This window comes from Enterobacter sp. 22499 (assembly GCF_052044815.1).
GTDB lineage: Bacteria > Pseudomonadota > Gammaproteobacteria > Enterobacterales > Enterobacteriaceae > Enterobacter > Enterobacter bugandensis.
Map to the genome: position 1 here is coordinate 1082547 of NZ_JBQENR010000001.1, position 25980 is coordinate 1108526.

The 25980-nt window shown below is 57.4% G+C and carries 27 protein-coding genes and 1 riboswitch; of the genes, 16 read left to right on the forward strand and 11 right to left on the reverse strand.

All coding sequences use genetic code 11. The features are described from left to right. Window positions 1–43: 43 nt before the first annotated feature. Window positions 44–955, reverse strand: a complete 912-nt coding sequence (rlmF, locus tag ACTJI7_RS05305) for a 23S rRNA (adenine(1618)-N(6))-methyltransferase RlmF (RefSeq protein ID WP_063154667.1) — start codon at window positions 953–955, stop codon at window positions 44–46. 243 nt (window positions 956–1198) lie between these two features. On the opposite strand from rlmF, the gene mcbA reads away from it, so the two are divergent. From mcbA to ybiJ, 3 genes are all read left to right on the forward strand, one after another. Further along, entirely contained in the window at window positions 1199–1465 is a 267-nt protein-coding gene (mcbA, locus tag ACTJI7_RS05310; RefSeq protein ID WP_028012443.1) for a DUF1471 family periplasmic protein McbA, read from the forward strand. A gap of 123 nt (window positions 1466–1588) precedes the next feature. Further along, window positions 1589–1855: a DksA/TraR family C4-type zinc finger protein gene (locus ACTJI7_RS05315; RefSeq protein ID WP_045259965.1), complete on the forward strand. Its 267-nt coding sequence runs from the start codon at window positions 1589–1591 to the stop codon at window positions 1853–1855. Between the two features lie 286 nt (window positions 1856–2141). Next, window positions 2142–2402, forward strand: a complete 261-nt coding sequence (gene ybiJ / locus ACTJI7_RS05320) for a DUF1471 family protein YbiJ (protein WP_014883102.1) — start codon at window positions 2142–2144, stop codon at window positions 2400–2402. A gap of 119 nt (window positions 2403–2521) precedes the next feature. Here the strand turns inward: ybiJ and ybiB are convergent, their stop codons facing one another. Then, complete coding sequence (ybiB, locus tag ACTJI7_RS05325; RefSeq protein WP_028012441.1) at window positions 2522–3484, reverse strand: DNA-binding protein YbiB; 963 nt, start codon at window positions 3482–3484, stop codon at window positions 2522–2524. 255 nt (window positions 3485–3739) lie between these two features. Between ybiB and ACTJI7_RS05330 the strand changes: the two genes are divergently transcribed. From ACTJI7_RS05330 to ACTJI7_RS05350, 5 genes are all read left to right on the forward strand, one after another. Continuing rightward, the gene (locus ACTJI7_RS05330) at window positions 3740–4276 is read left to right on the forward strand and encodes a fimbrial protein (protein ID WP_440669814.1); all 537 of its coding nucleotides are present in this window, start codon (window positions 3740–3742) and stop codon (window positions 4274–4276) included. A gap of 69 nt (window positions 4277–4345) precedes the next feature. Then, entirely contained in the window at window positions 4346–5020 is a 675-nt protein-coding gene (locus ACTJI7_RS05335; protein WP_045259963.1) for a fimbrial biogenesis chaperone, read from the forward strand. 26 nt (window positions 5021–5046) lie between these two features. Beyond that, window positions 5047–7590, forward strand: coding sequence for a fimbria/pilus outer membrane usher protein (locus ACTJI7_RS05340; protein ID WP_157843450.1), 2544 nt, complete (start codon window positions 5047–5049; stop codon window positions 7588–7590). A gap of 22 nt (window positions 7591–7612) precedes the next feature. Continuing rightward, complete coding sequence (locus tag ACTJI7_RS05345) at window positions 7613–8602, forward strand: fimbrial protein (RefSeq protein WP_048960241.1); 990 nt, start codon at window positions 7613–7615, stop codon at window positions 8600–8602. 5 nt (window positions 8603–8607) lie between these two features. After that, window positions 8608–9111 carry a fimbrial protein gene (locus tag ACTJI7_RS05350; protein ID WP_047368144.1) on the forward strand — a complete coding sequence of 168 codons (504 nt, stop codon included), beginning with the start codon at window positions 8608–8610 and terminating at the stop codon, window positions 9109–9111. Here the strand turns inward: ACTJI7_RS05350 and dinG are convergent. Further along, the gene (dinG, locus tag ACTJI7_RS05355) at window positions 9098–11275 is read right to left on the reverse strand and encodes an ATP-dependent DNA helicase DinG (RefSeq protein ID WP_440669817.1); all 2178 of its coding nucleotides are present in this window, start codon (window positions 11273–11275) and stop codon (window positions 9098–9100) included. The two genes, ACTJI7_RS05350 and dinG, sit on opposite strands and share 14 nt — an antisense overlap. Before the next feature lie 97 nt (window positions 11276–11372). Then, window positions 11373–12755 carry an ATP-dependent RNA helicase RhlE gene (gene rhlE, locus ACTJI7_RS05360; protein ID WP_440669819.1) on the reverse strand — a complete coding sequence of 461 codons (1383 nt, stop codon included), beginning with the start codon at window positions 12753–12755 and terminating at the stop codon, window positions 11373–11375. A 205-nt stretch (window positions 12756–12960) separates the two neighbouring features. Here rhlE and cecR point away from each other — a divergent pair, with 205 nt between their 5' ends. The 5 genes from cecR to ACTJI7_RS05385 are packed head-to-tail and all read left to right on the forward strand — an operon-like array spanning window position 12961 to window position 18601. Next, complete coding sequence (gene cecR, locus ACTJI7_RS05365) at window positions 12961–13635, forward strand: transcriptional regulator CecR (protein ID WP_028012433.1); 675 nt, start codon at window positions 12961–12963, stop codon at window positions 13633–13635. Next, window positions 13635–14630 carry a secretion protein HlyD gene (hlyD, locus tag ACTJI7_RS05370; protein WP_047368141.1) on the forward strand — a complete coding sequence of 332 codons (996 nt, stop codon included), beginning with the start codon at window positions 13635–13637 and terminating at the stop codon, window positions 14628–14630. Before cecR ends, hlyD begins: the two co-directional genes overlap by 1 nt. Further along, window positions 14623–16362 carry an ATP-binding cassette domain-containing protein gene (locus tag ACTJI7_RS05375; protein WP_440669822.1) on the forward strand — a complete coding sequence of 580 codons (1740 nt, stop codon included), beginning with the start codon at window positions 14623–14625 and terminating at the stop codon, window positions 16360–16362. The genes hlyD and ACTJI7_RS05375 overlap by 8 nt, the downstream gene beginning before the upstream one ends. Further along, complete coding sequence (locus ACTJI7_RS05380; RefSeq protein WP_199886745.1) at window positions 16352–17485, forward strand: ABC transporter permease; 1134 nt, start codon at window positions 16352–16354, stop codon at window positions 17483–17485. Before ACTJI7_RS05375 ends, ACTJI7_RS05380 begins: the two co-directional genes overlap by 11 nt. 9 nt (window positions 17486–17494) lie before the next feature. Beyond that, the gene (locus tag ACTJI7_RS05385) at window positions 17495–18601 is read left to right on the forward strand and encodes an ABC transporter permease (RefSeq protein ID WP_348596852.1); all 1107 of its coding nucleotides are present in this window, start codon (window positions 17495–17497) and stop codon (window positions 18599–18601) included. Here the strand turns inward: ACTJI7_RS05385 and ACTJI7_RS05390 are convergent. After that, window positions 18563–18973 carry a YbhQ family protein gene (locus tag ACTJI7_RS05390; protein WP_028012428.1) on the reverse strand — a complete coding sequence of 137 codons (411 nt, stop codon included), beginning with the start codon at window positions 18971–18973 and terminating at the stop codon, window positions 18563–18565. The two genes, ACTJI7_RS05385 and ACTJI7_RS05390, sit on opposite strands and share 39 nt — an antisense overlap. A gap of 133 nt (window positions 18974–19106) precedes the next feature. Between ACTJI7_RS05390 and ACTJI7_RS05395 the strand changes: the two genes are divergently transcribed. The 3 genes from ACTJI7_RS05395 to ACTJI7_RS05405 are packed head-to-tail and all read left to right on the forward strand — an operon-like array spanning window position 19107 to window position 22065. Next, window positions 19107–19868, forward strand: coding sequence for an endonuclease/exonuclease/phosphatase family protein (locus ACTJI7_RS05395; RefSeq protein WP_041910727.1), 762 nt, complete (start codon window positions 19107–19109; stop codon window positions 19866–19868). Beyond that, window positions 19865–21103, forward strand: coding sequence for a cardiolipin synthase ClsB (gene clsB, locus ACTJI7_RS05400; protein ID WP_045259955.1), 1239 nt, complete (start codon window positions 19865–19867; stop codon window positions 21101–21103). The genes ACTJI7_RS05395 and clsB overlap by 4 nt, the downstream gene beginning before the upstream one ends. Then, window positions 21103–22065 carry a YbhN family protein gene (locus tag ACTJI7_RS05405; RefSeq protein ID WP_348596850.1) on the forward strand — a complete coding sequence of 321 codons (963 nt, stop codon included), beginning with the start codon at window positions 21103–21105 and terminating at the stop codon, window positions 22063–22065. Before clsB ends, ACTJI7_RS05405 begins: the two co-directional genes overlap by 1 nt. A gap of 105 nt (window positions 22066–22170) precedes the next feature. On the opposite strand, the gene ACTJI7_RS05410 is transcribed toward ACTJI7_RS05405, so the two are convergent. The 6 genes from ACTJI7_RS05410 to moaA form a co-directional block, all read right to left on the reverse strand. After that, a complete protein-coding gene (locus ACTJI7_RS05410) occupies window positions 22171–22878 on the reverse strand; it encodes a Bax inhibitor-1/YccA family protein (protein ID WP_010428846.1) in 708 nt (235 codons plus the stop codon). 64 nt (window positions 22879–22942) lie between these two features. Next, window positions 22943–23395, reverse strand: coding sequence for a molybdopterin synthase catalytic subunit MoaE (moaE, locus tag ACTJI7_RS05415; protein WP_440669825.1), 453 nt, complete (start codon window positions 23393–23395; stop codon window positions 22943–22945). Between the two features lies 1 nt (window position 23396). Next, window positions 23397–23642, reverse strand: coding sequence for a molybdopterin synthase sulfur carrier subunit (gene moaD / locus ACTJI7_RS05420; protein ID WP_045259953.1), 246 nt, complete (start codon window positions 23640–23642; stop codon window positions 23397–23399). Further along, entirely contained in the window at window positions 23635–24120 is a 486-nt protein-coding gene (moaC, locus tag ACTJI7_RS05425; protein WP_008501142.1) for a cyclic pyranopterin monophosphate synthase MoaC, read from the reverse strand. The genes moaD and moaC overlap by 8 nt, the downstream gene beginning before the upstream one ends. 3 nt (window positions 24121–24123) lie before the next feature. Further along, complete coding sequence (gene moaB / locus ACTJI7_RS05430; protein ID WP_028012422.1) at window positions 24124–24636, reverse strand: molybdenum cofactor biosynthesis protein B; 513 nt, start codon at window positions 24634–24636, stop codon at window positions 24124–24126. A 24-nt stretch (window positions 24637–24660) separates the two neighbouring features. Continuing rightward, window positions 24661–25650 carry a GTP 3',8-cyclase MoaA gene (moaA, locus tag ACTJI7_RS05435; protein WP_049136981.1) on the reverse strand — a complete coding sequence of 330 codons (990 nt, stop codon included), beginning with the start codon at window positions 25648–25650 and terminating at the stop codon, window positions 24661–24663. Further along, a riboswitch (molybdenum cofactor riboswitch) is annotated at window positions 25638–25771 on the reverse strand. It overlaps the preceding gene by 13 nt. Window positions 25772–25980: the final 209 nt, after the last annotated feature.

A 25980-nucleotide genomic window follows, 5' to 3' on the forward strand; every position in this document is an offset into this window, starting at 1 on the left:
GAGCCGGGTGGCGGCTTTGCCCTACCCGGCCTACGGCGGGATACTATTTGCGACGTTTGTTATCGTCCATAAACGACCAGGCGATAAAGCGGCTCTGCTTCTGGCCCTGCGCCATCTCTTTTTTCACCACTTTTACGGCGCCCGCTTCGCTCAGCGCGCGGTAGAGCGGCGGCAGGTTATCCCCGCGGGAAACCAGCGTCGTGAACCACTTCACCTGACGGCCAAACTGTTTGCTTTCCGCAATCATGCGCAGGATGAAGGCAACTTCACCGCCCTCGCACCACAGCTCCTGCTGCTGCCCGCCGAAGTTCAGCGCGGCGTCTTCCGCCTGACCGAGGTTGCGGCGTTTACGCTCGCTGCCCGCGCGAGCCGCTGCCGCCGAATCATGAAACGGCGGGTTGCACATCGTAGCGTCATAGCTTTCGTTTTTATGAATAATGCCGTTGAAGATGGAAGCCGCCTCTTTCTGACGACGCAGACGAATGGAGCGGCTCAGGCCAGGGTTCGCGCTGATAATCGCCTGCGCGCTGGCAAAAGCCTCGGCGCCGATTTCGCTCCCGGTAAAGCGCCAGTGATATTCATGTACGCCAATCAGCGGGTAAATCAGGTTTGCCCCGGTGCCTATATCCAGGATGGAAGCCTGCTGCGGTATAGCGCCGTCACGATCTTCGGCAAGCAGATCGGCAAGGTGATGAACGTAATCAGCACGGCCCGGCACAGGGGGGCAGAGAAAGCCTTCCGGAATATCCCAGTGAGCCACACCGTAAAAATGCGCCAGCAGGGCTTTGTTCAGCGTTTTCACCGCCTGCGGATCGGCAAAGTTGACGGTCGGCTCACCCGCTGGGGTCTGGACAATATAGTCCTGCAGCGCAGGGCAGCTCTGGCACAGGGCGTTCATGTCGTAGCGGCTGCGGTGGCGATTTCGTGGGTGCAATCCCGGCTTTTGGGAAGTCATGGCGTTCTCCTTTAAACAGCGGCGTAAGATACCCTGTGCTGGCCCAGCGGTAAATCTTTCTCTGCGGCGCTTAAAAAAACACCGTAAATCAAACACCTCTACGTCTATGATCTGTCAGCGAATTGTCAGTTTTTATCGTTCAAAAAATAAGCAGATCATCATCAAATATTTGCGCTAAGTCACACTCGTCAGGCTTCTAAACTTAAAGGGAATCACCTGTTGTTTCCTCATGAGGATGTGATTATGAAAAAGTACCTGACCCTTGCTGTTATCGCCGGCGCCCTGGCAACGGCTTCATTTTCTGCGATGGCCGTTCAGTCACTGAATGAAAGTACCGATACTAGCCAACTGCGTCCGGCGGGCACCGTCTCGGTAAGTCGCGCAAGTAACCTGGACGATCTGCAGAATAAACTGGCCGAAAAAGCCCGCCAGGAAGGTGCGAAAGGCTTTGTCGTGAACTCCGCTGGCGGAGATAACCATATGTACGGCACAGCAACCATCTATAAATAATTTTTTCCTCCACAACAAGACTGCATCTGCCTGCCGGATGCAGTTCATTTCCACTTTATCTTGATTGTTCATTTTTTAACCCCATATTAAAAACAGGGTATAAACCGATTTCAGGAGGATGCCATGGCTTCCGGTTGGGCGAATGACGACGCCGTTAACGAACAGATCAACAGTACCATTGAAGATGCGGTTGCGCGCGCTCGCGGCGAGATTCCGCGCGGCGAAAGTTTGAAGGAGTGCGAAGAATGCGGAGAGCCGATCCCGGAGGCGCGGCGTAAAGCCATTCCAGGCGTAAGGTTATGCATTGCCTGCCAGCAGGATAAAGATTCAAAAAATGCCTCACATTCAGGTTATAATCGCAGAGGATCGAAAGATAGCCAGTTACGCTGACTCTCCTTTACCTAAGTTAACCCTGCCTGCACTTACCTTTACGCTCACGGTTTTTAGCGAACCGCGTAGCAAAATGTGCCCTTCATCTTTGTTCTGTAAAGCGCATCCACAAGAAGTGTAAAGCGCTGGTTTGAATTTATTAATATTCAATAAGTTATTTGTCATTCAATTTTTTTGACTGATCACGTCAATTCTCTTCGATTTTATCCCTCAGGAAAAAACGTGATACTTATCACATCGACGGAACATCGTCCCCTTAACAGAAAACACCTGCGAGAGATTAATTATGAAAACCATCAAATATGCTGTAGCTGCTGTTGCCCTGTCCGCTCTGTCTTTCGGCGCATTCGCCGTAGAGCCTGTTTCATCCACTCAGGCCCAGAGCATGAATAAAATCGGTGTGGTAAGTGCAGAAGGCGCGACCACGCTGGACGGCCTGGAAGCCAAGCTGGCTGAGAAAGCCGCTGCTGCCGGTGCAAGCGGATACACCATCACCTCCGCTAACACCAATAACAAGCTGAGCGGTACTGCGGTTATCTACAAATAATCGCCTGAAATGAATGCTGTACCCTCGCCAAACCCTCTGGTGAGCTGCTCCAACCCTCATTGACCCTGTTGTTTGTTACCCTTGCTTGCCCGTCCGCCACTGGACGGGCTTTTTTTTGCTTAAAACGACTGTGCCACCCGCTGTAACCCCGCTTCCACCGTCTCTACCTCCCCTGTCGCCAGCAAGCAGCAGGCCATTTGCAGCTTGATCGACTGTGGGACCGGCACATTTCCGGCCAGGCACTGCGTAATCCAGTGCGCGGTAACCTGCGGATCTTTTGACTCCGGCAGAATCACATCGCTGTTTTCTTCCCCGCGTTCAAGCACAACGCGCGTACCGGCAGAATCGATCAGCACCAGCTGTGGACAACGCTGCGGGTTGGCGTACACCTCCCCTTCTGTTCCGTGCATCAGCAGTGCGCGTCCACCGATTTCGGCAAAGAACTGACCGACGCGCGTCACGTACTCCGGATGAGAAACACTGGAAAGGCGCAGTGCGGCATCCTCAGCAAACGGCGTTGCCAGCTTCGCCAGGGTGTGCGCACTGTTACGCACGCCCATGCGCCAGCGCATGTCCAGTTGCTTTTCCAAAGGCGGGCAGAGCGCACGAACGGGAATATAGACCGGCTGGTTCCCCTCCAGCTTTGCCTGCGCCTGACCGGCATGGAGAGTCGGTTCAATGCCCAGCAGTTCAAAGATGGTTTCTGTCAGTACGCGCGTGGGATCTTCGCTGACCCCATGTACCACCACCGGGAACCCCAGCTTATGTAACAATATCGCCAGCAGCGGCGTCAGGTTTGCCTGCTTGCGCGCCCCGTTATAGCTCGGGATCACAATCGGCATCGGTTTTGCCACTGGTGGCGTTAAGCGCAGCGTTTGCGCCTGCATCGCCTCGTAGAAACCACGCATCTCCGCTTCGCCTTCGCCTTTGATACGCAGCGCAATCAGGATGCCGCCCATTTCCAGGTCCGGTACCTCGCCGTTGAGCATACGGGTGTAAAGCGCGCGAGCGGTTTCATGGTCCAGGTCGCGGGCGTGGTTTTTCCCACGTCCTACCTCTTTGATAATTTTGCGATAATCCACGACATTCCTCCTGACAGCCTATCTTGTTAACACTATAGCCCTGATGAATGGCTATCCGTTAGTTTTTTATCCCTTAAGACAACCTTCTGTTTTAATAGCAAAAAATAAACACAAGTTTTTTTTCAATTATTTGTGATTTCTATAGCAGATTCGTATTCATACATTTTTTGATTAAATAACCAGCGGAAAGTCATTAAGGGTCAACGGTGAAAACGTCCAGGCAACGCTCTCACCCGAAACATATCAGGATTTGCTATGAACAAGATTGCTTTAGGTTTAATCATCGCCGCAGCGGTGGGATGTTCTGCATCCACGTTTGCGGCAACGAACGGTGAAGGGCAAATAAACTTCACCGGCGAAATTATCGATTCTGCTTGTCAGGTCGTAAATGGATTAAGTAATCCATTAAATGTACAGCTGGGCAAAGTGTCTAAAACGGTATTTACCGGTGCAGGCTCTACCAGCACCTTAACGAAGTTTGATATTCAGTTAACGAATTGTCCTGACACGGTCACCTCCGCCGCCATTAACTTTGGCGGAACACCGGACGCGAATAACAATTCGACGCTTGCCTTAACGCCAGATACCGATGCGGCAACAGGGGTGGCGATTCAGCTGGTGGATGCCTCGCAGCAGCCTGTCAGCCTGTATACGCCGTCTCAGCAGTATCAGTTAACCTCCGGCACGGCGGTTAACGTTCTGGAGTTCGGCGCACGCTATATCCAAACCGGCCCGGCAATTACCGCAGGCCCTGCTAACTCCGTTTCAACCTTCACCGTTATTTATAACTGATCTTATCAATCCGGAGATATTAATGCTTTCGCGAGCATTAATATCTTCTTTATTCATTGAGAAATCTTTATGCGCCACGGTTATTTACTGAGCACGCTTTTACTGGTAGCAACTGCTTCACATGCTGGGGTCATTATTAACGGCACCCGACTGGTCTATCAGGGAGATAAAAAGGAATCTTCTCTTGGTCTTTCAAATCCAGATGCGACGGATTATCTGGTGCAGTCCTGGGTTGATTCCGGCGGTAAAAACCTGGCCAAAGCCCCGTTCCTGATCACCCCGCCGCTTTTCCGTCTGGATGCGCACGAAGATAACGTTCTGCGCGTGGTGCGTACGGGCGGAAATTTACCGGAAGACAGGGAATCCCTGTACTGGTTGAACATTAAAGCGATCCCTTCCTCAAAGCACGTTGAGGGGGTGAATACGCTGCAAATTGCTATCAATACCCGCATTAAATTGCTCTATCGCCCGTCTGCGGTAAAAGGCCGTCCAGAAGATGTGGCGGATAAGCTTGAATGGCGCCGCGAAGGGAACGACCTCGTGGTGAATAACCCCACGCCGTTTTATATGAATTTCCAGACCGTCACGCTGAATGGTCATAAAGTCGCGAAAGCCACCTGGGCTGTTCCGAAAACGGAAACGCATTTTGCCTTACCGGGTAATGTTGGGGGCGCGAACGTGACATATTCCATTATTACCGACTACGGCAGCATCAGCCATACCTGGTCGAAATCCGTTCATTAATTCTTTTGCCCGGTAATAAAATAATTATGTACAGCCATAAAAAGCCGTTCACCTGCCGATTTTCTTCATTGCTGGTCATTCTCTGTGGCCTGGCAATCGCGATCTTTGCGCAGCAGGTTATGGCTGATGATTATTTTAACCCTGCCCTGCTGGATATTGATAATCCCCAGCAGGGTAAAACCGATCTGTCCATCTATGAAAAAGGGCCAGGTCAGGCGCCGGGGAAATATGAGGTCGCGGTATTTATCAATAATAATAAAATTGATACCCGCAACGTGACCTTTACGCTTCAGAAAGATTCGCAGGGCAACAGCACGCTGCAGCCTTGCTTTAGCCTTGAGGAATTAAAAAGCCTCGGCATCAAAACCAAAAAATTTCCGCAGCTGATGGCCAAAGGCCAGTGTGCTGATTTACATGTCATTCCTGCTGCATCCGCCACCTTTCGCGTTCGCAACCAGCAGCTGCTGATGAGCATCCCTCAAACGGCGCTGGGCCAGGTGCCTCGAGGTTACATTGACCCGAAAGAGTTTGACGAAGGGATCACTGCGGGCCTGCTTAATTACAGCGCCAATGCCAGCCACAGCCGCGCGCGACAGCACGGTGAGCAGGATAACAGCAGCCAGTACGTAAACCTGCGCCCAGGCCTGAACGTTGGCGCATGGCGCATTCGCAACTATTCCACCTGGAATCGCAGCACCACGGGCCATGAGGAGGAGCAGAAATTCACCTCCGTTTATACCTATGCGCAACGCGATATCGTGGCAATGAAAAGCGACATCACCGTCGGCCAGAGCTCATCCCCTGCCGACGTGTTTGACAGCGTTCCCTACACCGGGGTGGAGCTGAAATCCGACAGCGACATGCTGCCGGACAGCGAGAAAGGCTACGCGCCGATTATCCGCGGCACGGCCCACAGCAACGCGCTGGTGGTGGTTCGCCAGAACGGCTACGTCATTTATCAGAACACGGTCGCGCCGGGCGCCTTCGAAATTAACGATCTCTACCCCACCGGCAGCAGCGGCGACCTGCAGGTTACCGTGAAAGAGACCGACGGCAGCGAAAGCCATTTTGTCGTGCCGTTTGCCTCCGTGCCGGTCTTGCAGCGTGAAAAAAACCTGCGCTACAGCGTGACCGCCGGGCGTTATCGTTCCTATGACAACGATGTCGAAAAGACCCCGTTTGCCCAGGGCAGCGCCATCTACGGTTTACCCTACGGTATCACCGCCTACGGCGGCGTTCAGCAGAGCAGCCATTATCAGTCTCAGGCGGTGGGCGTCGGGAAAAACATGGGCGATTTAGGCGCCTTCTCCATTGACGTCACTCGCGCCAAAGCCCTGCTGAAAAAACAGCAGGCCAGCAAAGGCCAGTCGTGGCGCGTGCGCTACAGCAAAGATATCGCCCAGTCAGGCACTAACTTCTCGCTGGCCGGCTACCGCTATAACAGCAAAGGGTTTTACACCCTGGAAGACACCATGGAGTCGTATACCCGCTCTGACGACTGGTCTGAACCGCAGCAGCGCCGCGCCCGTACCGAAGCCACCGTCGACCAGACGCTGCCGGAAGGCTGGGGTTCCGTAACCCTGAGCCTGGTGAAAGAGACCTACTGGACCCAGAGCCAGGACATGACATCGGTGAGCGTCAGCTACAACAACAGCTGGCACGGCGTGAGCTACAGCCTCAGCTACAGCATGAACAAAAACACCCGCGACAGCGACGAAGACGGCAATGAGGTGACGAACGACAACCAGTTCGCGCTGAGCGTCTCGGTGCCGCTGGACCACTGGATGCATAACACCTGGGCCACCTACAACCTGAACAACACCAAAGATGGCACCACGCAGAATATCGGTCTGAACGGTACGGCGCTGAAAGAAGATAACCTCAACTGGAATATTCAGGAGGGGGTGAGCAGTACCGGCAGCGGCAACTCCACCAGCCTCAACGCCGATTACAAAGCAACGTACGGCGAACTCAGCGGCGGCGTCAGCCAGGACAAATATCAGCAGACCGTGAACGTCGGCCTGCAGGGCGGCGTGGTTGCCCATGCGAACGGCATCACCCTGAGCCAGCCGCTCGGTGAGACCATCGCGCTGGTGAAAGCGCCGGGCACGCACGGGACGCACATCACTAACCAGACCGGCGTTGAAACCGACTTCCGCGGCTACACCGTTGTCCCGTATGTGACCGCGTATCGCCACAACACCATTGCGCTGGATACCGAAACGCTGCCGGACAATGCCGACGTCACCCACGCCGCGCAGGTCGTCACCCCAACTCGCGGGGCCGTGGTGCGCGCCAGCTTTAACACCCGCGTGGGCAACCGCGTGCTGATGACGCTGACGCACAACGGCAAACCGCTGCCGTTCGGCGCGACGGTCACTACAGAGGATAAGGACAGCGAGTTTATTGTGGGTAATGACGGCCAGACCTATCTTTCGGGTCTGCCGCAGCAGGGGCATCTCGCCGTTTCCTGGGGACAGGACGCTAGCGAGCACTGCATCGCAGACTATGCGCTAACGGATGAGAAAGAGAAAACCAGCATCATTAACGCTGCCGCGCAGTGTCATTGATTCACCGTTCAGGCTAACGACTATGCAAATGATAAAACAATGCTTTTTCTTACTGATTCTGGGCACCGCGGCATTATTTATGCCGCATGCGAAGGCTGACTGCACTACGCCCGATATGCCGAAAATGATCAACGTTGCCACCATTTCGGTCCCGACGACGCTGGCAGTAGGCGCGACCATTCCCGGTACGGAGCAGACTGTACACGTCGCGGGTAACTGCAACCATCCTTACGAAAGCGGGATGGAAATCATCTCCTGCTATTACGGAAGCGGTTCGGAGATACCCGGGTTGACCGGCGTTTATGACACAGGCGTGCCTGGAGTCGGCATTGCCTTAAGGAACGACCAGGGCCAGCGCATTTCAGGCGGGGGAAAGGTCGCCTGCGATTCCCGCAGTACGCCCATCGGCTATGTCTCGACCGATGGATATCAGTCCTTTGACTTTAACGTCACGCTTGAGCTGGTTAAAACCAGTGATGCAGTACAGTCCGGCACGCTGCTTCAGGCGCAAACAGAGTTCGGTATTGGCGTATATGGCAACGACGGCATTGGTTCACCCAATGTTATCTCCTACGCAGGAAACGTTAACTTCCAGAACGTCACCTGCTCCGTTTCCCCAAAAAACCTGACCATTAATCTGGGCGACTTCCCGGTCAGCGATTTTATTAGCGTGGGGATGTTATCCAGCCCGGCGCAAAACTTTGACGTGACGGTGAACTGCAACAGCAACGTGCAGCCTGAAGTGAAGGTCACCAGTTCAAATGGTTATGAACCGGGGTCAGCAGGGGTGATCAAACTCACCCGGCAGCCCGGCATGGCAACCGGCGTCGGGGTCAGAATGCTGGTTGATAACCAACTCGCCACCTTTGACACCTACGTGAACACCCAAAGCCAGGCAATCGCCAACCAGACGCTGGCGATCCCGTTTGAGGTTCGCTACGAACAAACCAGCAACGTCGTGACGCCAGGCCCTGCCAACACCGTCGCCACCGTTACCCTCGCTTATAAGTGACAATCATGAAAAAAACAGCTTTGATGCTGGCGCTGGGCCTGATAGCCCAGGCCCACGCCGATGATATTCAGATCCAGATGACGGGGAATATTTACGCCAACACCTGCGTCATTGACAGCGCCAGCCGCAACCTGACGGTAGATTTAGGCCAGGCAGTATCAGGTAATTTTAAAGATGTAGGGGATACCGGCGAATGGAAAGATTTTTCGCTCTCGGTATCGCACTGTCCCGCCACGCTGGCGCTTGCCACGGCCTATTTCTACGGCCAGGCAGACAGCGTGCACCCGACCAAATTCGCCAACACCGGCAGCGCGAAGGGGCTGGCGCTGGAGCTGGCCGACCGACAGGACAAGATCCTGATCGCCCCGCAGGCGGCGTTTAACGTGCCGATTAACCCGGCTGACCACACGGCCACGTTTCCGCTCTCCGCCCGCTATTACGCCACGTCTATGCCCGTCTCCGCAGGCACGTTCAGCAGCGTGATTCAGGTGACCTTTACTTACCAGTAGGACCGCGCCCCTTAGCACGGATGCTTTTCCTGCGCCCGGCGGCCAGTTTTGCCGGGCGTTTTTTTACATCAGGCACCTCCGGCTGCTCAATCGGGAAGACCGGCAGCGCGTTCAGCAGCCGCTGACCGTAGTTTTTGGTGAGCAAACGCTTGTCGTAAATCACTACCTCACCCCAGCAGCCGTGGCTACGAATAAGACGCCCCACCTGCTGAATCAGGTTAAACGACGCCGCAGGCAGGCTCTGCACCTCAAACGGATAGCGGTTGAGGCTTTTCAGCCACTCGCCCTCGGTGATCACCACCGGGCTGTCGATAGGCGGAAAGGCGATCTTATGGATATGCACCTGCGTCAGGTAATCCCCCTTCAAATCCAGCCCTTCGGCAAAGGACTGTAGCCCCACCAGCACGCTGCGCTCGCCGTTATCAATACGTTTGCGGTGCGTTTCCACCAGCCGGTAACGGGGCTGGTCGCCCTGCACCAGCAGGAGTAAACGCAGGTCGGTGACGTGCTCCAGGAAGCGCTGCATCGCCCGCCCGCTGGCAAACAGCACCAGCATGCCGGGATATTTTTTACTTTCGACCTGCTCGCGGAAGTAGGCCGCCATCTCCGCAATGTGCTGCTCTTCGTTGTCGATAAGCGGCTCGTATTTCATGCGTGGAATGACCAGCTTGCCCTGCTCGCAGTGGTTGAACGGCGAGTCCAGCGCCACAAAACGATCGCCCGCTTTCTCCTTCAGGCCGCTCATCTCCTGCAACCGTGAAAAGCTGTTCAGAGAGCGCAGCGTCGCAGAGGTAACGACCACGTGCGGCACGCTGCGCCAGATAAGCTTTTCCAACTGATCGGCCACGCGGATGCCCACGCAGTGGAAAAAGAGGTGCACCTGCCCGTCCCGCACTTCCCGGGTGGCCCATTTGGTGACCGGCGCGCCCGACGCCTGCGCCATCGAGGCCAGCCGCCAGAGCTTGCTCTGCGCCTCAAACATCCCCAGCGCGCGGTTCATTTGCAGCAGGATGCGGTGCAGCCGCACCACGTCGTGCGAGCCAGTTTTCTCGCTGAGGTCGTTCAGGAACATCTCCGCCAGCCCGCGCAGCTTTTCGAGATGCTTCGCCAGCTGCTGGCAGATCTCCATCACCTCTTCCGGCAACTCGCCCATCGCGAAGCGGTGTTCTGCCTCCTGGGCTGCCGGAAGATAAAGATTGAGGATGTTGTTCAGAGACGAGATAAGGCTGTAAACCTCTTCGCAGTGGTCGCTCAGACGCTCGGGTACCGCCAGCGGCGGCGTGGTTTTCGGGCGAAACTGCTCCATGCAGGTCGCCACCAGTTTGCAGAACAGATCCAGCTGAAGTCGGAACCACGGAGCGGTGATTTCCGCGCTCATCTCCAGCGCGTCCCGCGCCACGTCAGGCAGGTGGTGGCCTTCGTCGAGCACCAGCAACAGGTTTTTCGGCTCCGGCAGCACCGCTTCGCTCTCCAGCGCCGCCATCACCAGCGCGTGGTTGGCGACAACCACCTCCGCCTCCTGGATCTCGCGCCGGGCGACGAAGAACGGGCATTCCCGATAGTAGTGACAGTTGCGGTTCAGGCAGCTTGCTTTATCGGTACTGAGCCTGCGCCACAGGTCGTCGCTAATCGCCAGGCTGGTGTGATCCCGCAGGCCGTCCCACTTATAGCCGTCGAGCTCGGCTTTCAGCTTTGCGCACTGCTCCTGCTCGGCTTTGTTGTTTGGCGTCAGCTCGTCATCCAGAAAGGCGAGCAGATCCTGCTGCGAAGGCTCGCTGCTGGCCAGCGCCGCCAGGTTACGCGGACAGACGTAGCGCCCGCGCCCAAAAGCGGCGGTGAAGCGGAGATCGGGGATGATTTTGCGCAGCAGGGGCAAATCTTTGCTGAAGATCTGGTCCTGCAAGGCCACGTTCGCAGTGCTGACCACCAGCGTTTTGTCCTCTTCCCGCGCAATAGCGATGCCGGGAATGAGATACGACAGGGTTTTCCCGACGCCGGTCGGGGCTTCAATCGCCAGATGTCGCCCGTCGTCCCCGGCGAGCGTTTTTGCCACGTCGGCAATCATCTGCCGCTGCGGCGCTCGGGGGATAAAGTCGGGGATCTGCTGCTGAAGCGCCTTATACCAGGCGCCTATTTGCGCTTTCAGCGCCGCGGTTAAAGCCATTGGAAAACCTGAAATACTGTATAAACAGCCACTATTGTGGCACTTTCTCTTCGCCGTCGCAAAAAGAAAAGCCCGGCTTTACGACCGGGCTTCCAGATTACTGCGGGTTAGCAGGCTTGCGCGGGCGGCGTCGGCGCTGCCCCTCGCCTGCCGGTTTCCCTTCGCCGCTGCGCCACGGGCTTTCACCGGCCGGCTTGCCGTCGTTATTACGACGCGGCGGTTTGCCGGATGACTTCGGCGCGCCACCTTCAGCACGACGCGGCTGCTGGCCGCGACCACCGCCGCCCTGACCGCGACCACCACCCTGACGACCGTTCTGAATCGGCTCGGCTTTGATGGACGGGTCCACTTCATAGCCCGGGGTTTCGATGCGCGGGATCTCTTTCTTCAGCAGGCGTTCGATGTCGCGCAGCAGCTTGTGCTCGTCCACGCAGACCAGAGAGAGCGCCTCACCTGTTGCTGCCGCACGGCCGGTACGACCGATACGGTGAACGTAATCTTCCGGGACGTTTGGCAGCTCGTAGTTCACCACGTGCGGCAGCTCTTCAATATCGAGGCCACGGGCAGCGATGTCGGTCGCCACCAGCACGCGGATGTCGCCGGACTTGAAGTCCGCCAGCGCGCGGGTACGCGCGCCCTGGCTCTTGTTACCGTGGATCGCCGCGCTGCGGATGCCGTCTTTATTCAGCTGTTCCGCCAGGTGGTTAGCGCCGTGCTTGGTGCGGGTAAAGACCAGCACCTGCTGCCAGTTGCCCTGACCGATCATCTGGGAGAGCAGCTCCCGCTTGCGCTTTTTATCCACAAAGTGAACATGCTGCGTGACCTGCTCGGAAGCGGTGTTGCGGCGCGCCACTTCCACTTCCAGCGGGTTATGCAGCAGCTTTTCCGCCAGCGCCTTGATCTCATCGGAGAAGGTCGCGGAGAAGAGCAGGTTCTGGCGACGCGGCGGCAGCTTCGCCAGCACGCGACGAATATCATGAATGAAGCCCATATCGAGCATGCGGTCGGCTTCGTCCAGCACCAGAATTTCAATGCTGTCGAGCTTCACCGCGTTCTGGTGTTCCAGATCCAGCAGACGGCCCGGCGTTGCCACCAGCACGTCCACGCCGCCGCGCAGCTTCATCATCTGCGGGTTAATGCTCACGCCACCAAAAACCACCAGCGAGCGAATGTTGAGATAGCGGCTGTACTCACGCACGTTCTCGCCAATCTGGGCTGCCAGCTCGCGGGTTGGGGTGAGGATCAGCGCGCGCACCGGACGACGGCCTTTGGCGTGCGGCTGGTTTTTTACCAGCAGCTCTAACAGCGGCAGGGTAAAGCCCGCGGTTTTACCGGTGCCGGTCTGGGCGCTGGCCATCAGGTCACGGCCCAGAAGCACGGCCGGAATAGCCTGCTGCTGGATAGGGGTTGGCTCAACGTAGCCCTGCTCTGCGATCGCGCGCAGAATTTCCGGGTTCAGGCCAAGGGAATCAAAAGACATAAAAACTCCGAACCGCCCCGACCATCACAGGTGTAGTTTTCAGGGAGATATCACGAATAGAAGGACAAAAACCACAATGTCGCGAAGGTGCGGAGTGTAGCAGCTTTTGTGACGTGGCGCATAAAATATCCCTGTCGTATCCCTCGACGATTTAGCGATTCAGGTATAATTTTAATCAATCGATTGATTAATTTTTAATGCCGACATGAATACGACACCGACGACAACCAAAGGTGAACAGGCCAAAAGCCAGCTTATCGCCGCCGCGCTGGCGCAGTTTGGCGAGTATGGCCTGCATGCCACCACGCGGGATATCGCCGCCCAGGCCGGACAAAACATCGCGGCCATTACCTACTATTTTGGCTCAAAAGAGGATTTATACCTCGCCTGCGCCCAGTGGATTGCCGATTTTATTGGCAACAATTTTCGCCCGCACGTTGAGGAGGCCACCGCGCTGCTGAGCCAGCCGACGCCGGATCGTACCGCTATCAGGCAACTTATTCTCAATGCCTGCCACAATATGATCCGCCTGCTGACGCACGACGATACGCTCAACCTGAGCAAATTTATCTCCCGCGAGCAGCTCTCCCCCACTGCCGCTTATCAGCTGGTACACGATCAGGTGATTGCCCCGATGCACACCCATCTGACCCGGCTGATTGCCGCCTACACCGGGCGGGACGCCAGCGATACCGACACCATTTTGCATACCCACGCCCTGCTGGGCGAAATTCTCGCCTTCCGTCTGGGGCGTGAAACCATCCTGTTACGCACGGGCTGGGCACAATTCGATGAGGATAAAGCCGCGCAGATTAGCCAGGTCATCACCTGTCATCTCGATCTGATCCTGCAAGGCTTAACGCAAAGGAGCCTGAAGTGATGAAAAAACCTGTCACCATCGTTCTGGTGGTTGTTGTTTTGCTTGCCGCGGGAATCGGTGGCTGGCTGTGGTATCAGAGCCAGCAGGATCGGGGCCTGACGCTGTACGGTAACGTGGATATTCGTACCGTGAATATGAGCTTCCGCGTCGGCGGGCGTCTCGCCTCGCTGAGCGTTGACGAAGGCGACGCCATCAAAGCCGGGCAGACGCTGGGCGTGCTGGATAAAGCTCCCTTTGAGAACGCGCTGATGCAGGCAAAAGCCGGCGTCTCCGTCGCCCAGGCGCAGTATGACCTGATGCTGGCGGGCTATCGCGATGAGGAGATTGCCCAGGCCGCTGCCGCCGTTAAGCAGGCCAAAGCCGCCTACGACTACGCGCAGAACTTCTATAACCGCCAGCAGGGGCTGTGGAAAAGCCGCACCATTTCCGCCAACGATCTGGAAAACGCGCGGTCATCCCGCGACCAGGCGCAGGCGACGCTGAAATCCGCGCAAGATAAATTAAGCCAGTACCGCTCCGGTAACCGCGAGCAGGACATCGCCCAGGCGAAGGCCAGCCTCGAACAGGCGCAGGCGCAGCTGGCTCAGGCGGAGCTGGATCTGCACGACACTATCTTAACCGCCCCGTCTGACGGCACGCTGATGACCCGCGCGGTAGAGCCTGGCAGCATGCTCAGCGCGGGCAGTACCGTGTTAACCCTCTCCCTGACCCGCCCGGTGTGGGTGCGCGCCTATATTGATGAGCCGAATCTCGGCCAGATGCAGCCGGGCCGCGAGCTGCTGCTCTATACCGACGGTCGCCCGGACAAGCCGTATCACGGCAAAGTGGGCTTTGTCTCCCCTACCGCCGAATTCACGCCGAAAACGGTAGAAACACCGGACCTGCGTACCGACCTCGTGTACCGCCTGCGCATCATCGTCACCGACGCGGACGACGCGCTGCGTCAGGGCATGCCTGTTACCGTGACCTTAAACGACGGGGAACGACATGAATGATGCGGTTATCCAGCTCAATAATCTGGTCAAACGCTTCCCCGGAATGGATAAACCGGCGGTCGCGCCGCTGAACTGCACCATTCAGAAAGGCTACGTGACCGGCCTGGTCGGCCCGGACGGCGCGGGCAAAACCACGCTGATGCGGATGCTGGCGGGGTTGCTGAAGCCGGATGAAGGATCGGCCCGCGTGCTGGGCCTTGACCCGATAAAAGACGACGGCGCGCTCCACGCCATGCTCGGCTATATGCCGCAGAAGTTTGGCCTGTACGAAGATCTGACGGTGATGGAGAACCTCAATCTGTACGCCGACCTGCGCAGCGTCACCGGTGAAACCCGGCAGAAAACTTTCGCCCGACTGCTCGAATTTACCTCCCTCGGCCCGTTCACCGACCGGCTGGCGGGCAAGCTTTCCGGCGGGATGAAGCAGAAGCTGGGGCTGGCCTGTACGCTGGTGGGCGAACCAAAAGTGCTGTTGCTCGATGAGCCCGGCGTCGGCGTGGACCCGATTTCCCGCCGCGAGCTGTGGCAGATGGTGCACGAGCTGGCGGGCGACGGGATGCTGATCCTCTGGAGCACCTCCTACCTCGACGAAGCGGAGCAGTGCCGCGACGTATTGCTGATGAACGAAGGCGAACTGCTCTATCAGGGCGAGCCCACCGAGCTGACGCACACCATGGCCGGGCGCAGTTTTCTGCTGCATAGTCCGCAGGAGTCCAACCGCACGCTGCTGCAACGGGTGCTGAAGCTGCCGCAGATCAGCGACGGCATGATTCAGGGCCGCTCGGTGCGCGTGATCCTCAAAAAAGAGGCCACCGTCGACGATATTCGCCATGCGCCGGGCATGCCTGAGATTGAAATGGACGAGACCGCCCCGCGCTTTGAAGATGCGTTTATCGATCTGCTGGGCGGTGCAGGCACATCGGAATCGCCCCTTGGCGCGATCCTGCACACGGTGGAAGGCACGCCGGGCGAAACGGTGATCGAAGCCAAATCGCTCACCAAAAAATTCGGGGATTTCGCCGCCACCGATAACGTCAATTTTGCCGTGAAGCGCGGCGAGATTTTCGGCCTGCTCGGGCCGAACGGGGCGGGAAAATCCACCACCTTTAAGATGATGTGCGGCCTGCTGGTCCCGACGTCCGGCAAGGCGCTGGTGCTTGATATGGATCTCAAGGTCAGTTCCGGCAAAGCGCGCCAGCATCTCGGCTATATGGCGCAGAAGTTCTCGCTGTACGGCAACCTGACGGTCGAGCAGAATCTGCGCTTTTTCTCTGGGGTGTACGGCCTGCGCGGGCGGGCGCAGAATGAAAAAATCCGCCGCATGAGCGACGCCTTCGGGTTAACGAATATTGCGTCCCACGCCACCGACGAGCTGCCGCTCGGCTTTAAGCAGCGTCTGGCGCTGGCCTGCTCGTTGATGCACGAGCCGGATATCCTGTTTCTTGATGAACCTACGTCAGGCGTCGATCCCCTCACCCGCCGCGAGTTCTGGCTGCACATCAACAGCATGGTGGAAAAAGGCGTGACCGTGATGGTCACCACCCACTTTATGGATGAGGCGGAGTACTGCGACCGCATCGGGCTGGTCTATCGCGGCAAGCTGATTGCCCACGGCACGCCGGACGACCTGAAAGCGCAGGCCGCCGACGACGCACAGCCAGACCCGACCATGGAGCAGGCGTTTATCACCCTCATCCACGACTGGGATAAGGAGAATGCTCATGCGCAGTAACGCCCTTTCCTGGCGCCGGGTGCGCGCCCTTTGCATCAAAGAGACGCGGCAGATCGTGCGCGATCCCAGCAGCTGGCTGATTGCGGTGGTGATCCCCCTGCTGCTGCTGTTTATCTTTGGCTACGGCATTAACCTGGATTCCAGCAAGCTGCGGGTCGGGATTTTGCTGGAGCAGCAGAGCGAAGAGGCGCTGGACTTCACCCACACCATGACCGGCTCACCCTACATTGACGCCACCGTCAGCGACAACCGGCAGGAACTGATTCAGAAAATGCAGGCCGGGAAAATTCGCGGCCTGATCGTCATCCCGGTGGATTTCGCCGCCAACATGGCGCGCCCGGGCGCCGATGCGCCGATTCAGGTGATTACCGACGGCAGCGAGCCGAACACCGCCAACTTCGTGCAGGGCTATGCGGAGGGGATCTGGCAGCTCTGGCAGATGCAGCGCGCCGAAGATCGGGGTGAGACGTTTGAACCGCTCATCGATGTGCAGACGCGCTACTGGTTTAACCCCGCCGCCATCAGCCAGCACTTTATTATTCCGGGGGCGGTGACCATCATTATGACGGTGATTGGCGCGATCCTCACCTCGCTGGTCATCGCCCGCGAGTGGGAGCGCGGCACTATGGAGGCGCTGCTCTCCACCGAGGTGACGCGGGTTGAGCTGCTGCTGTGCAAGCTCATCCCCTACTACTTCCTCGGCATGCTGGCGATGCTGCTCTGCATGCTGGTCGCGGTCTTTATTCTTGGCGTGCCTTACCGCGGCTCGCTGGTGGTACTGTTCTTTATCACCAGCCTGTTTTTACTGAGCACGCTGGGGATGGGGCTGCTCATCTCCACCATCACCCGCAACCAGTTTAACGCCGCCCAGGTAGCGCTCAACGCCGCCTTCCTGCCATCGATTATGCTCTCCGGGTTTATCTTCCAGATAGACAGCATGCCGGCGGTGATCCGCGCTGTGACCTACATCATTCCGGCACGCTACTTCGTGAGCACGCTGCAGAGCCTGTTCCTGGCGGGGAATATTCCGGTGGTGCTGATTATCAATACCCTGTTTTTGCTGGCGTCGGCGGTGATGTTTATCGGGTTGACGTGGCTGAAAACCAAACGGCGACTGGATTAAGGAGCGCACATGTTTCACCGCTTATGGACATTGATCCGCAAAGAGCTGCAGTCCCTGCTGCGCGAGCCGCAAACCCGCGCCATTCTGGTGCTGCCGGTGCTGCTTCAGGTTTTATTGTTCCCGTTTGCCGCCACCCTTGAGGTAACTAACGCCACCATTGCCATTTATAATGAAGACAACGGCAAACACGCCGTCGAGCTGACGCAGCGTTTTGCCCGGGCGAAGGCCTTTACCCACATCCTGCTGCTGAAAACCCCGCAGGAGATCCAGCCCACTATCGACACGCAAAAAGCGCTGCTGCTGGTGCGTTTCCCGGCGGATTTCTCCCGCAATCTGGATACCTTCCAGACCGCGCCGATGCAGCTGATCCTCGACGGGCGCAACTCCAACAGCGCCCAGATAGCGGCCAACTACCTGCAGCAGATAGTGAAGGAGTATCAGCAGGAGCTGATGGAGGGCAAACCGAAGCCCAATAACAGCGAACTGGTGGTGCGCAACTGGTACAACCCGAATCTGGACTACAAGTGGTTTGTGGTGCCGTCGCTGATCGCCATGATCACTACCATCGGGGTGATGATCGTGACCTCCCTGTCCGTGGCCCGCGAGCGCGAACAGGGCACGCTGGATCAGCTGCTGGTTTCCCCGCTCGCCACCTGGCAGATTTTCGTCGGCAAAGCGGTGCCGGCGCTGATCGTCGCTACCTTCCAGGCCACCATCGTGCTGGGAGTGGGAATTTGGGCCTACGAGATCCCGTTCGCCGGATCGCTGGCGTTGTTTTACTTCACGATGGTGATTTACGGGCTGTCGCTGGTGGGGTTTGGGCTGCTGATTTCAGCGCTCTGCTCCACGCAGCAGCAGGCGTTTATCGGGGTATTCGTCTTTATGATGCCGGCGATTCTGCTCTCCGGGTACGTTTCGCCCGTCGAGAACATGCCGGTGTGGCTGCAGGATTTAACGTGGATAAACCCGATTCGACACTTTACGGATATCACCAAGCAGATCTATCTGAAGGATGCGAGTCTGGACATTGTCTGGGGAAGTTTGTGGCCGCTACTGGTCATAGCGGCCACGACGGGGTCAGTGGCCTATGCGATGTTTAGACGCAACATTGCGTAGCTTTTTCTCTTTAGTGAGCAGCGACACTACCGCTGGCCCTGCAAGGATTGCCAGACCCGCCAGGGCCAGCAGCAGGTTGTTTTGCAGCACGCGTGACAGCAGCCACAGCACGATCATCGCGGCACCAAAGTACCAGGTGGTGGTGAGCTCTTCGAGCACATCACCCACCTCGCGCCAGCGCGCGTCATGGTGGCGCTGTAAGAACAGCATCGACAGCACGGTGACGCCATAGAGGACGCATAGCCCTAAGCCAACACGCACCAGCGTGCCGCTCATCAAGCCCATCACCAGTACGGCCACGACCAGTAAATGCAACATTATCTGCCAGCAACTCAAACCCGTTGCGACACGAACACGTTGTTGCCACTTCATGGCTTCTCTCCTGAAGGATTTTTCTCTGCTTAATCAGACTACCGCACTTTACGGAAAATTCCGTAACGCCGCATCTTTTTGTGACGCCGACTACACTTTATTTTCATCGGGATAGTCACCCAGGAAGGTGTTTATGAGCAAAAAAACGCAGCATTTCTCGCTTAAGGTGCTGACGATAAACATTCATAAGGGCTTCACAGCATTTAACCGCCGCTTCATTTTACCGGAGCTGCGCGACGCGGTACGCACCGTCAGCGCGGACATTGTCTGCCTGCAGGAGGTGATGGGCGCGCACGAGGTACACCCCATGCATTTCGAAAACTGGCCCGATACGCCGCACTATGAATTCCTGGCCGACACCATGTGGAGCGATTACGCTTACGGCCGCAACGCGGTCTATCCGGAAGGCCATCACGGTAATGCGGTGCTGTCGCGTTTTCCTATAGAACATTATGAGAACCGGGACGTTTCCGTCGGGGAGAGCGAAAAGCGCGGGCTGCTTTACTGCCGCATCACGCCGCCGGAACTTGACGTTCCGGTTCACGTGGGCTGCGTTCACCTCGGACTGCGTGAAGCCCACCGCCAGGCGCAGCTGCAGATGCTGGCGGACTGGACCAATGCGCTGCCGGAAGGCGAACCCGTGGTGGTCGCCGGGGATTTTAACGACTGGCGGCAGCGCGCCAACCATCCGCTGAAGGTCAAAGCGGGACTGGAAGAAATTTTCACCCGGGCACATGGTCGTCCCGCACGGACGTTTCCGGTGCGCTTCCCCCTGCTGCGCCTGGACCGCATCTACGTGAAAAATGCGCATGCCAGCAGCCCGACGGCGCTGGCGTTACTGAACTGGCGACATCTTTCCGACCATGCCCCGCTGAGCGCGGAGATCCACTTATGAAATGCACCTGGCAGGAAGGTAACCGTATTACGCTGCTGGAAAACGGCGATAACTTTTATCCGGCGGTCTTTGAGGCGATTAGCCACGCACAGCAGAAAGTCTACCTTGAAACGTTTATCTGGTTTGAAGACGACGTTGGCAGGCAGCTGCACAGCGTACTGCTGCATGCCGCCCGGCGCGGGATAAAAATCGAGGCGCTGCTCGATGGATATGGCTCGCCGGATCTTAGCGATGAATTTGTTAACGAGCTCACCGCCGCCGGCGTGGTGTTCCGCTATTACGATCCCGGTCCGCGTCTGTTCGGCATGCGCACCAACCTGTTCCGCCGCATGCACCGCAAAATCGTCGTAGTGGACGAAACGGTGGCGTTCGTGGGCGGCATTAACTACTCCGCCGAGCATATGTCGGATTACGGCCCGGAGGCCAAGCAGGACTACGCGATCCGCATTGAGGGACCGGTGGTTCAGGACATCCAGCTGTTCGTGCTGGAAAACTTGCCCGGTAAAGAGGCCGCTCGCCGCTGGTGGCGACGCCGTCATCGCCCGGAAGAGAACCGCAAGCCCGGCGAAGCGCAGGCGCTGTTTGTCTGGCGGGACAACGAGGAGCATCGGGACGATATTGAACGTCATTACCTGAAGATGCTGGCCAATGCGAAGCGCGAAGTGATTATCGCCAACGCCTATTTCTTCCCCGGCTACCGTATTCTGCACGCCATGCGCAACGCGGCCCGACGCGGCGTGAGCGTTAAACTGATTGTGCAGGGCGAGCCGGATATGCCGATTGTGAAGGTGGGCGCGCGCCTGCTCTACCGCTACCTGGTGAAAAGCGGCGTGCAGATATATGAATACCGCCGCCGCCCGCTGCACGGCAAAGTGGCCGTCATGGATGACCACTGGGCAACCGTCGGCTCCAGTAACCTCGATCCGCTGAGCCTGTCGCTGAACCTGGAAGCGAACCTGATCATCCACGACCGTCAGTTTAACCAGACCCTGCGGGATAACCTTCAGGGACTTATCCATAAGGACTGCGTACGGGTGGATGAGTCCATGGTGCCGAAACGGAGCTGGTGGAACGTTGGCATCGGCGTGGTGGTGTTCCACTTCCTGCGCCACTTCCCGGCGATGGTCGGCTGGCTGCCGGCGCATACGCCAAAGCTGGCGCAGGTTGATCCGCCGGTACAACCTGAAATGGAAACCCAGGACCGCGTTGAAGCGGAAGATGGAGGCAAACCCTGATGTCAAAATCTCATCCTCGCTGGCGGCTGGCGAAAAAAATCCTCACCTGGGTATTCTTTATCGCGGTCGCGGTACTGCTGGTGGTCTACGCGCAGAAAGTGGACTGGGAAGAGGTGTGGAAGGTCATCCGCAACTATAACCGGCTGGTGCTGCTGGGCGCCGTAGGGCTGGTTATCGTCAGCTACCTGATGTACGGCTGCTACGACCTGCTCGGTCGCGCCTACTGCGGCCACAAGCTGGCTAAACGTCAGGTGATGCTGGTGTCGTTTATCTGCTACGCCTTCAACCTGACGCTGAGCACCTGGGTGGGCGGCATCGGCATGCGCTATCGCCTGTACTCGCGTCTCGGATTACCGGGTGGCACCATCACCCGCATTTTCTCGCTGAGTATCACCACCAACTGGCTGGGGTACATTCTGCTGGGCGGGGTGATTTTCACCATCGGCGTGGTGCAGCTGCCCGCGCACTGGTATATCGACGAGGCCACGCTGCGCATTCTCGGCATCGTGCTGCTGCTGATCATCGCCGTGTATCTGTGGGCCTGCGCCTTTGCCAAACGCCGCCATATGACCATTAAAGGGCAGAAACTGGTACTGCCGTCGTGGAAGTTCGCGGTGCTGCAGATGGCGGTATCCAGCGCCAACTGGATGGCGATGGGGGCGATCATCTGGCTGTTGATTGGCGAGGACGTGAACTACTTCTTCGTGCTGGGCGTGCTGCTGGTGAGCAGTATCGCCGGGGTTATCGTGCATATTCCGGCGGGAATTGGTGTGCTGGAGGCGGTGTTTATCGCGCTGCTGGCCGGAGAACATGTTTCACAGGGGACAATTATTGCCGCCCTGCTCGCCTACCGCATGCTCTATTACTTCCTGCCGCTGGCGCTGGCAACGGTCTGTTATCTGGTGCTGGAGAGCCGGGCGAAAAAGTTACGGGCGAAAAATGAGAAGGCAATGGCGAGATAAAAGCAAAACGGCAACTTTGTTGCCGTTTTTAGTTTTTGTTCCCTCTCCCGTGGGAGAGGGTCAGGGTGAGGGCACCAGACCGCACCGCCACCCGGCAAAGCAACCTCAGCGACGGTTGCCGAAAATCCGCAGCAGCATCAGGAACAGGTTGATGAAGTCCAGATAGAGCGTCAGCGCGCCCAGAATCGAGTATTTGCGCAGGTTGGAACTGTCGCGCACGTCGATCTGCTCGCCGATGTTTTTCAGCTTCTGGGTGTCGTAGGCCGTCAAGCCAACGAAGACCACCACCCCGATATAGGTCACGGCCCACATCAGCGCGTCGCTCTTCAGCCACAGGTTCACCAGCGATGCCAGCACAATCCCGATCAGCCCCATAAACAGCATATTACCTAAGCCGCTCAGGTCACGTTTGGTGGTGTAACCGTACAGGCTCATCACGCCGAACATCCCGCCGGTCACCACGAAGGTGCTGGCGATGGAGGAGTAGGTGTAGACGATGAAAATGCTGGAGAGCGTCAAGCCGGTCAATGCCGAATAGAGCATAAACAGCGTGGTCGCCATTCCGGCACTGAGTTTCTGCACCAGGCCGGAAAGCACAAACACCAGCGCCAGCTGTGCGATAATCAGCCCAAAGAAGGTGATTTTGCTGGAGAAGATAAACATCATCAGCTCAGGCGTGTTCGCCGCATACCACGCGATAAACGCGGTAAGCAGCAGGCCGACCGTCATCCAGCCGTACACCTGCGCCATATACGTCTGCAGCCCGCTACGGGTCTGCTGTACTATTGAATCGGAACGCGGAAATCGGTCCATGATTCACTCCTGATTAAGGTTAAGAAGACACACACATTAAGAGTAACACATCCACGTAAACCGACTACCAACGGCTGGCAGCCTGTTTATCGCTGTCGCGAGATTCCACCCAGCGGTCGCCTTCCGGCGTGGCTTCGCGCTTCCAGAACGGCGCTTTGGTTTTGAGGTAATCCATAATGAACTCCCCTGCCGCAAAGGCGCTACCGCGGTGCGCGCTGGTCACGCCGACAAAGACAATCTCTTCGCCGGGCCACATCTCGCCGATGCGGTGGATCACCGTGACCCGCCCGAGCGGCCAGCGGCCTCGCGCTTCATCCACAATTGCCGCCAGCGATTTCTCCGTCATGCCCGGATAGTGCTCCAGCGTCAGCGCTTTTACGCTGTCGCCGAGATTGTGGTTACGCACGTTACCGGTGAACGTAACGACCGCGCCGTCTTCATCGCGCTCCGCCAGCCAGTCATATTCTGTACCGACGTTAAAGCGCTCGGGACCGACCAGAATTCGGGTTTCAGCCATCTTAGCCCCCTGTGACCGGCGGGAAGAAGGCCACTTCATCCCCTTCAGTCAGCGGGTGGGTGAACTCCACCAGCGTCTGGTTAACGGCCGCCAGCAGCTTGCCTTCGTCGAGCGCCAGCGCCCAGCGGTCGCTTTGTGCCGCCAGGTGCGCGCGCAGGGCGGCGACGTTTTCAAAAGAGGCGTCCAGCGTCAGGCTGTCAGTATTGACCAGCTCACGCACCTGGGCGAAAAAGAGCACCTTAATCATGGCTGTCCACCTTAAAATCACCGGATTTGCCGCCGCTTTTTGCCAGCAGACGAACCGGGCCAATCACCATATCTTTCTGCACCGCTTTGCACATGTCGTAGATGGTCAGCGCGGCGACGGAGGCCGCCGTCAGGGCTTCCATCTCCACGCCGGTTTTGCCGGTTAAGCGACAGAGGGACTCAATACGCACGCGGTTGTGCTCCGGCTGCGCCTGCAGGTTCACTTCCACCTTGCTCAGCATCAGCGGATGGCAGAGCGGGATGAGGTCCCAGGTCCGTTTTGCAGCCTGAATACCGGCGATGCGGGCGGTCGCAAAGACGTCACCCTTGTGGTGGCTGCCGTCGATAATCATCGCCAGCGTCTCAGGCAGCATGGTGACGAATGCCTCAGCACGCGCCTCGCGCACCGTTTCGGCCTTGGCGGAGACATCCACCATATGCGCTTCGCCAGCGGCGTTAATGTGGGTCAGTTGTGACATAGTTTACTTCTTCAAATGGGGATGAAAATTACACGGACGGGTACGGGCATCCAGCTGCGGGGCAATAATATTTTCCCACGCGGTGCGGCAGGCTTTGGTCGAGCCCGGCATGGCGAAAATCAGCGTGTTGTTTGCCACGCCGGCCACCGCGCGCGACTGCAGCGTGGAGGTGCCAATCTCTTCAAAGGAGAGCATGCGGAACACTTCGCCGAAGCCTTCCACCTCGCGGTCAAACAGCGGGATCAGCGCCTCGGGGGCCTGATCGCCCGCGGTAAAGCCGGTGCCGCCGGTGATCAGCACCACCTGCACCTCAGCACTGGCGATCCACTGAGAGACCTGCGCGCGAATGGCGTAGCGGTTCTCTTTCACAATCGCTTTATCGACGATGGTATGCCCCGCGTCATGGGCCGCCTCACGCAGCCAGTGGCCGGAGGTATCATCCTCTTCGCCACGGCGGTCGGAAACGGTAAGAATAGCAATGCGTGTCGGGATAAATTCTGCGCTGACCTGACTCATCTTCTGGTTCCTTCTAAAGACTGATTACCCGCCGATGTAGGACAGGTTCTGAGTAATGCCGGTATTGCCCTGATGCAGGAAGTGGGTCTGCTTTTTGTGCGTCAGCGCCTCGGAAATGCGCGCTTCAAGCGCGGCCTGCTGCGCATCGTCTTCCAGCAGATCGCGAAGATCCACGCCACCGTCGCCAAACAGGCAGAGATGGAGTTTGCCGACGGAAGAGACGCGCAGGCGGTTGCAGCTGGCGCAGAAATCTTTCTCATAGGGCATGATCAGCCCAATCTCGCCTTCGTAATCCGGGTGACAAAAGACCTGTGCCGGGCCGTCGCTGCGCTGGCGGATCTGGTGGATCCAGCCGCGTTTCAGCAGCGCGTCGCGCAACACCATGCCGGAAATATGGTGGCGGCGGAACAGTTCGCTGCCCTCGCCCGTTTCCATCAGCTCGATAAAACGCAGTTGAATGGGACGGGATTTAATCCACGCCAGGAAGGTGTCGAGCTGATGATGGTTAACGTCGCGCATCAGCACCGTGTTGACTTTGACCTTTTCGAACCCGGCAGTAAACGCCGCATCGATGCCGTCCATCACCTGGCGGAACTTGTCCTGACCGGTAATGGCGTGAAACTGCCGGGCATCAAGGCTGTCCACGCTGACGTTGATCGCGGTTAGGCCAGCGTCGCGCCAGTTGGCCACGTCACGCGCCATGCGGTAACCGTTGGTGGTCACCGCGATCTGGCGGATGCGTTCGTTTTCGCGTACGGCGGCAATGATGTCGGGGAAATCGCGGCGCAGGGAGGGTTCGCCACCGGTCAGACGGACTTTTTCAGTACCGAGCTCAGAGAACGCACGCGTGACGCGGCGCACTTCATCCACGGAGAGAAAGCCATTATTGGTGACGCTGCCCGGCTTGTAGCCATCGGGCAGGCAGTAGGTGCAACGGAAGTTGCACACATCGGTAATCGACAGACGCAAGTAATAAAACTTACGCGCGAAAGCATCAGTAAGTTGTGAAGCCATGTACACCTTTCCAGATCGGGAGGCACAGTCATTTCTTTCTGTACCCTGGTGGCAAATCCGCCACGGCCAGGGCGCCATATCATTCGACACAGGCGCCAGGGCTAGAGTGTATGTTTTCAGTTTTGAAAACGTGGTTATGGCGATAGTAGCGTGGAAATCGACACTCCGCCATTGTCGCTTTTCGCTATATAATTATGTATATAGCGATTCAGTCCTGCATTTTCGCTACAGAATACCTAAAAACCGCATTTTCGCATTGATATACGTCATTTTGCATTGGGTGAGGCATCGTCTTTTGGGGGTAGTTAGGTTACTGTTACGCGATCGAAC

Excerpts from the sequence above, each read along its gene's own strand:
- ACTJI7_RS05380 (WP_199886745.1), top strand. The coding sequence starts at position 16,352 with ATGCGCAGTAACGCCCTTTCCTGGCGCCGGGTGCGCGCCCTTTGCATC.
- ACTJI7_RS05340 (WP_157843450.1), top strand. The coding sequence starts at position 5,047 with ATGTACAGCCATAAAAAGCCGTTCACCTGCCGATTTTCTTCATTGCTG.
- moaC (WP_008501142.1), bottom strand. The coding sequence starts at position 24,120 with ATGTCACAACTGACCCACATTAACGCCGCTGGCGAAGCGCATATGGTG.
- ACTJI7_RS05330 (WP_440669814.1), top strand. The coding sequence starts at position 3,740 with ATGAACAAGATTGCTTTAGGTTTAATCATCGCCGCAGCGGTGGGATGT.
- ACTJI7_RS05315 (WP_045259965.1), top strand. The coding sequence starts at position 1,589 with ATGGCTTCCGGTTGGGCGAATGACGACGCCGTTAACGAACAGATCAAC.
- ACTJI7_RS05385 (WP_348596852.1), top strand. The coding sequence starts at position 17,495 with ATGTTTCACCGCTTATGGACATTGATCCGCAAAGAGCTGCAGTCCCTG.
- ACTJI7_RS05405 (WP_348596850.1), top strand. The coding sequence starts at position 21,103 with ATGTCAAAATCTCATCCTCGCTGGCGGCTGGCGAAAAAAATCCTCACC.
- rlmF (WP_063154667.1), bottom strand. The coding sequence starts at position 955 with ATGACTTCCCAAAAGCCGGGATTGCACCCACGAAATCGCCACCGCAGC.
- moaE (WP_440669825.1), bottom strand. The coding sequence starts at position 23,395 with ATGGCTGAAACCCGAATTCTGGTCGGTCCCGAGCGCTTTAACGTCGGT.
- cecR (WP_028012433.1), top strand. The coding sequence starts at position 12,961 with ATGAATACGACACCGACGACAACCAAAGGTGAACAGGCCAAAAGCCAG.
- ACTJI7_RS05345 (WP_048960241.1), top strand. The coding sequence starts at position 7,613 with ATGCAAATGATAAAACAATGCTTTTTCTTACTGATTCTGGGCACCGCG.
- ACTJI7_RS05335 (WP_045259963.1), top strand. The coding sequence starts at position 4,346 with ATGCGCCACGGTTATTTACTGAGCACGCTTTTACTGGTAGCAACTGCT.
- mcbA (WP_028012443.1), top strand. The coding sequence starts at position 1,199 with ATGAAAAAGTACCTGACCCTTGCTGTTATCGCCGGCGCCCTGGCAACG.
- ACTJI7_RS05375 (WP_440669822.1), top strand. The coding sequence starts at position 14,623 with ATGAATGATGCGGTTATCCAGCTCAATAATCTGGTCAAACGCTTCCCC.
- dinG (WP_440669817.1), bottom strand. The coding sequence starts at position 11,275 with ATGGCTTTAACCGCGGCGCTGAAAGCGCAAATAGGCGCCTGGTATAAG.
- moaB (WP_028012422.1), bottom strand. The coding sequence starts at position 24,636 with ATGAGTCAGGTCAGCGCAGAATTTATCCCGACACGCATTGCTATTCTT.
- ybiJ (WP_014883102.1), top strand. The coding sequence starts at position 2,142 with ATGAAAACCATCAAATATGCTGTAGCTGCTGTTGCCCTGTCCGCTCTG.
- moaD (WP_045259953.1), bottom strand. The coding sequence starts at position 23,642 with ATGATTAAGGTGCTCTTTTTCGCCCAGGTGCGTGAGCTGGTCAATACT.
- hlyD (WP_047368141.1), top strand. The coding sequence starts at position 13,635 with ATGAAAAAACCTGTCACCATCGTTCTGGTGGTTGTTGTTTTGCTTGCC.
- ACTJI7_RS05390 (WP_028012428.1), bottom strand. The coding sequence starts at position 18,973 with ATGAAGTGGCAACAACGTGTTCGTGTCGCAACGGGTTTGAGTTGCTGG.
- rhlE (WP_440669819.1), bottom strand. The coding sequence starts at position 12,755 with ATGTCTTTTGATTCCCTTGGCCTGAACCCGGAAATTCTGCGCGCGATC.
- clsB (WP_045259955.1), top strand. The coding sequence starts at position 19,865 with ATGAAATGCACCTGGCAGGAAGGTAACCGTATTACGCTGCTGGAAAAC.
- moaA (WP_049136981.1), bottom strand. The coding sequence starts at position 25,650 with ATGGCTTCACAACTTACTGATGCTTTCGCGCGTAAGTTTTATTACTTG.
- ACTJI7_RS05395 (WP_041910727.1), top strand. The coding sequence starts at position 19,107 with ATGAGCAAAAAAACGCAGCATTTCTCGCTTAAGGTGCTGACGATAAAC.
- ACTJI7_RS05410 (WP_010428846.1), bottom strand. The coding sequence starts at position 22,878 with ATGGACCGATTTCCGCGTTCCGATTCAATAGTACAGCAGACCCGTAGC.
- ACTJI7_RS05350 (WP_047368144.1), top strand. The coding sequence starts at position 8,608 with ATGAAAAAAACAGCTTTGATGCTGGCGCTGGGCCTGATAGCCCAGGCC.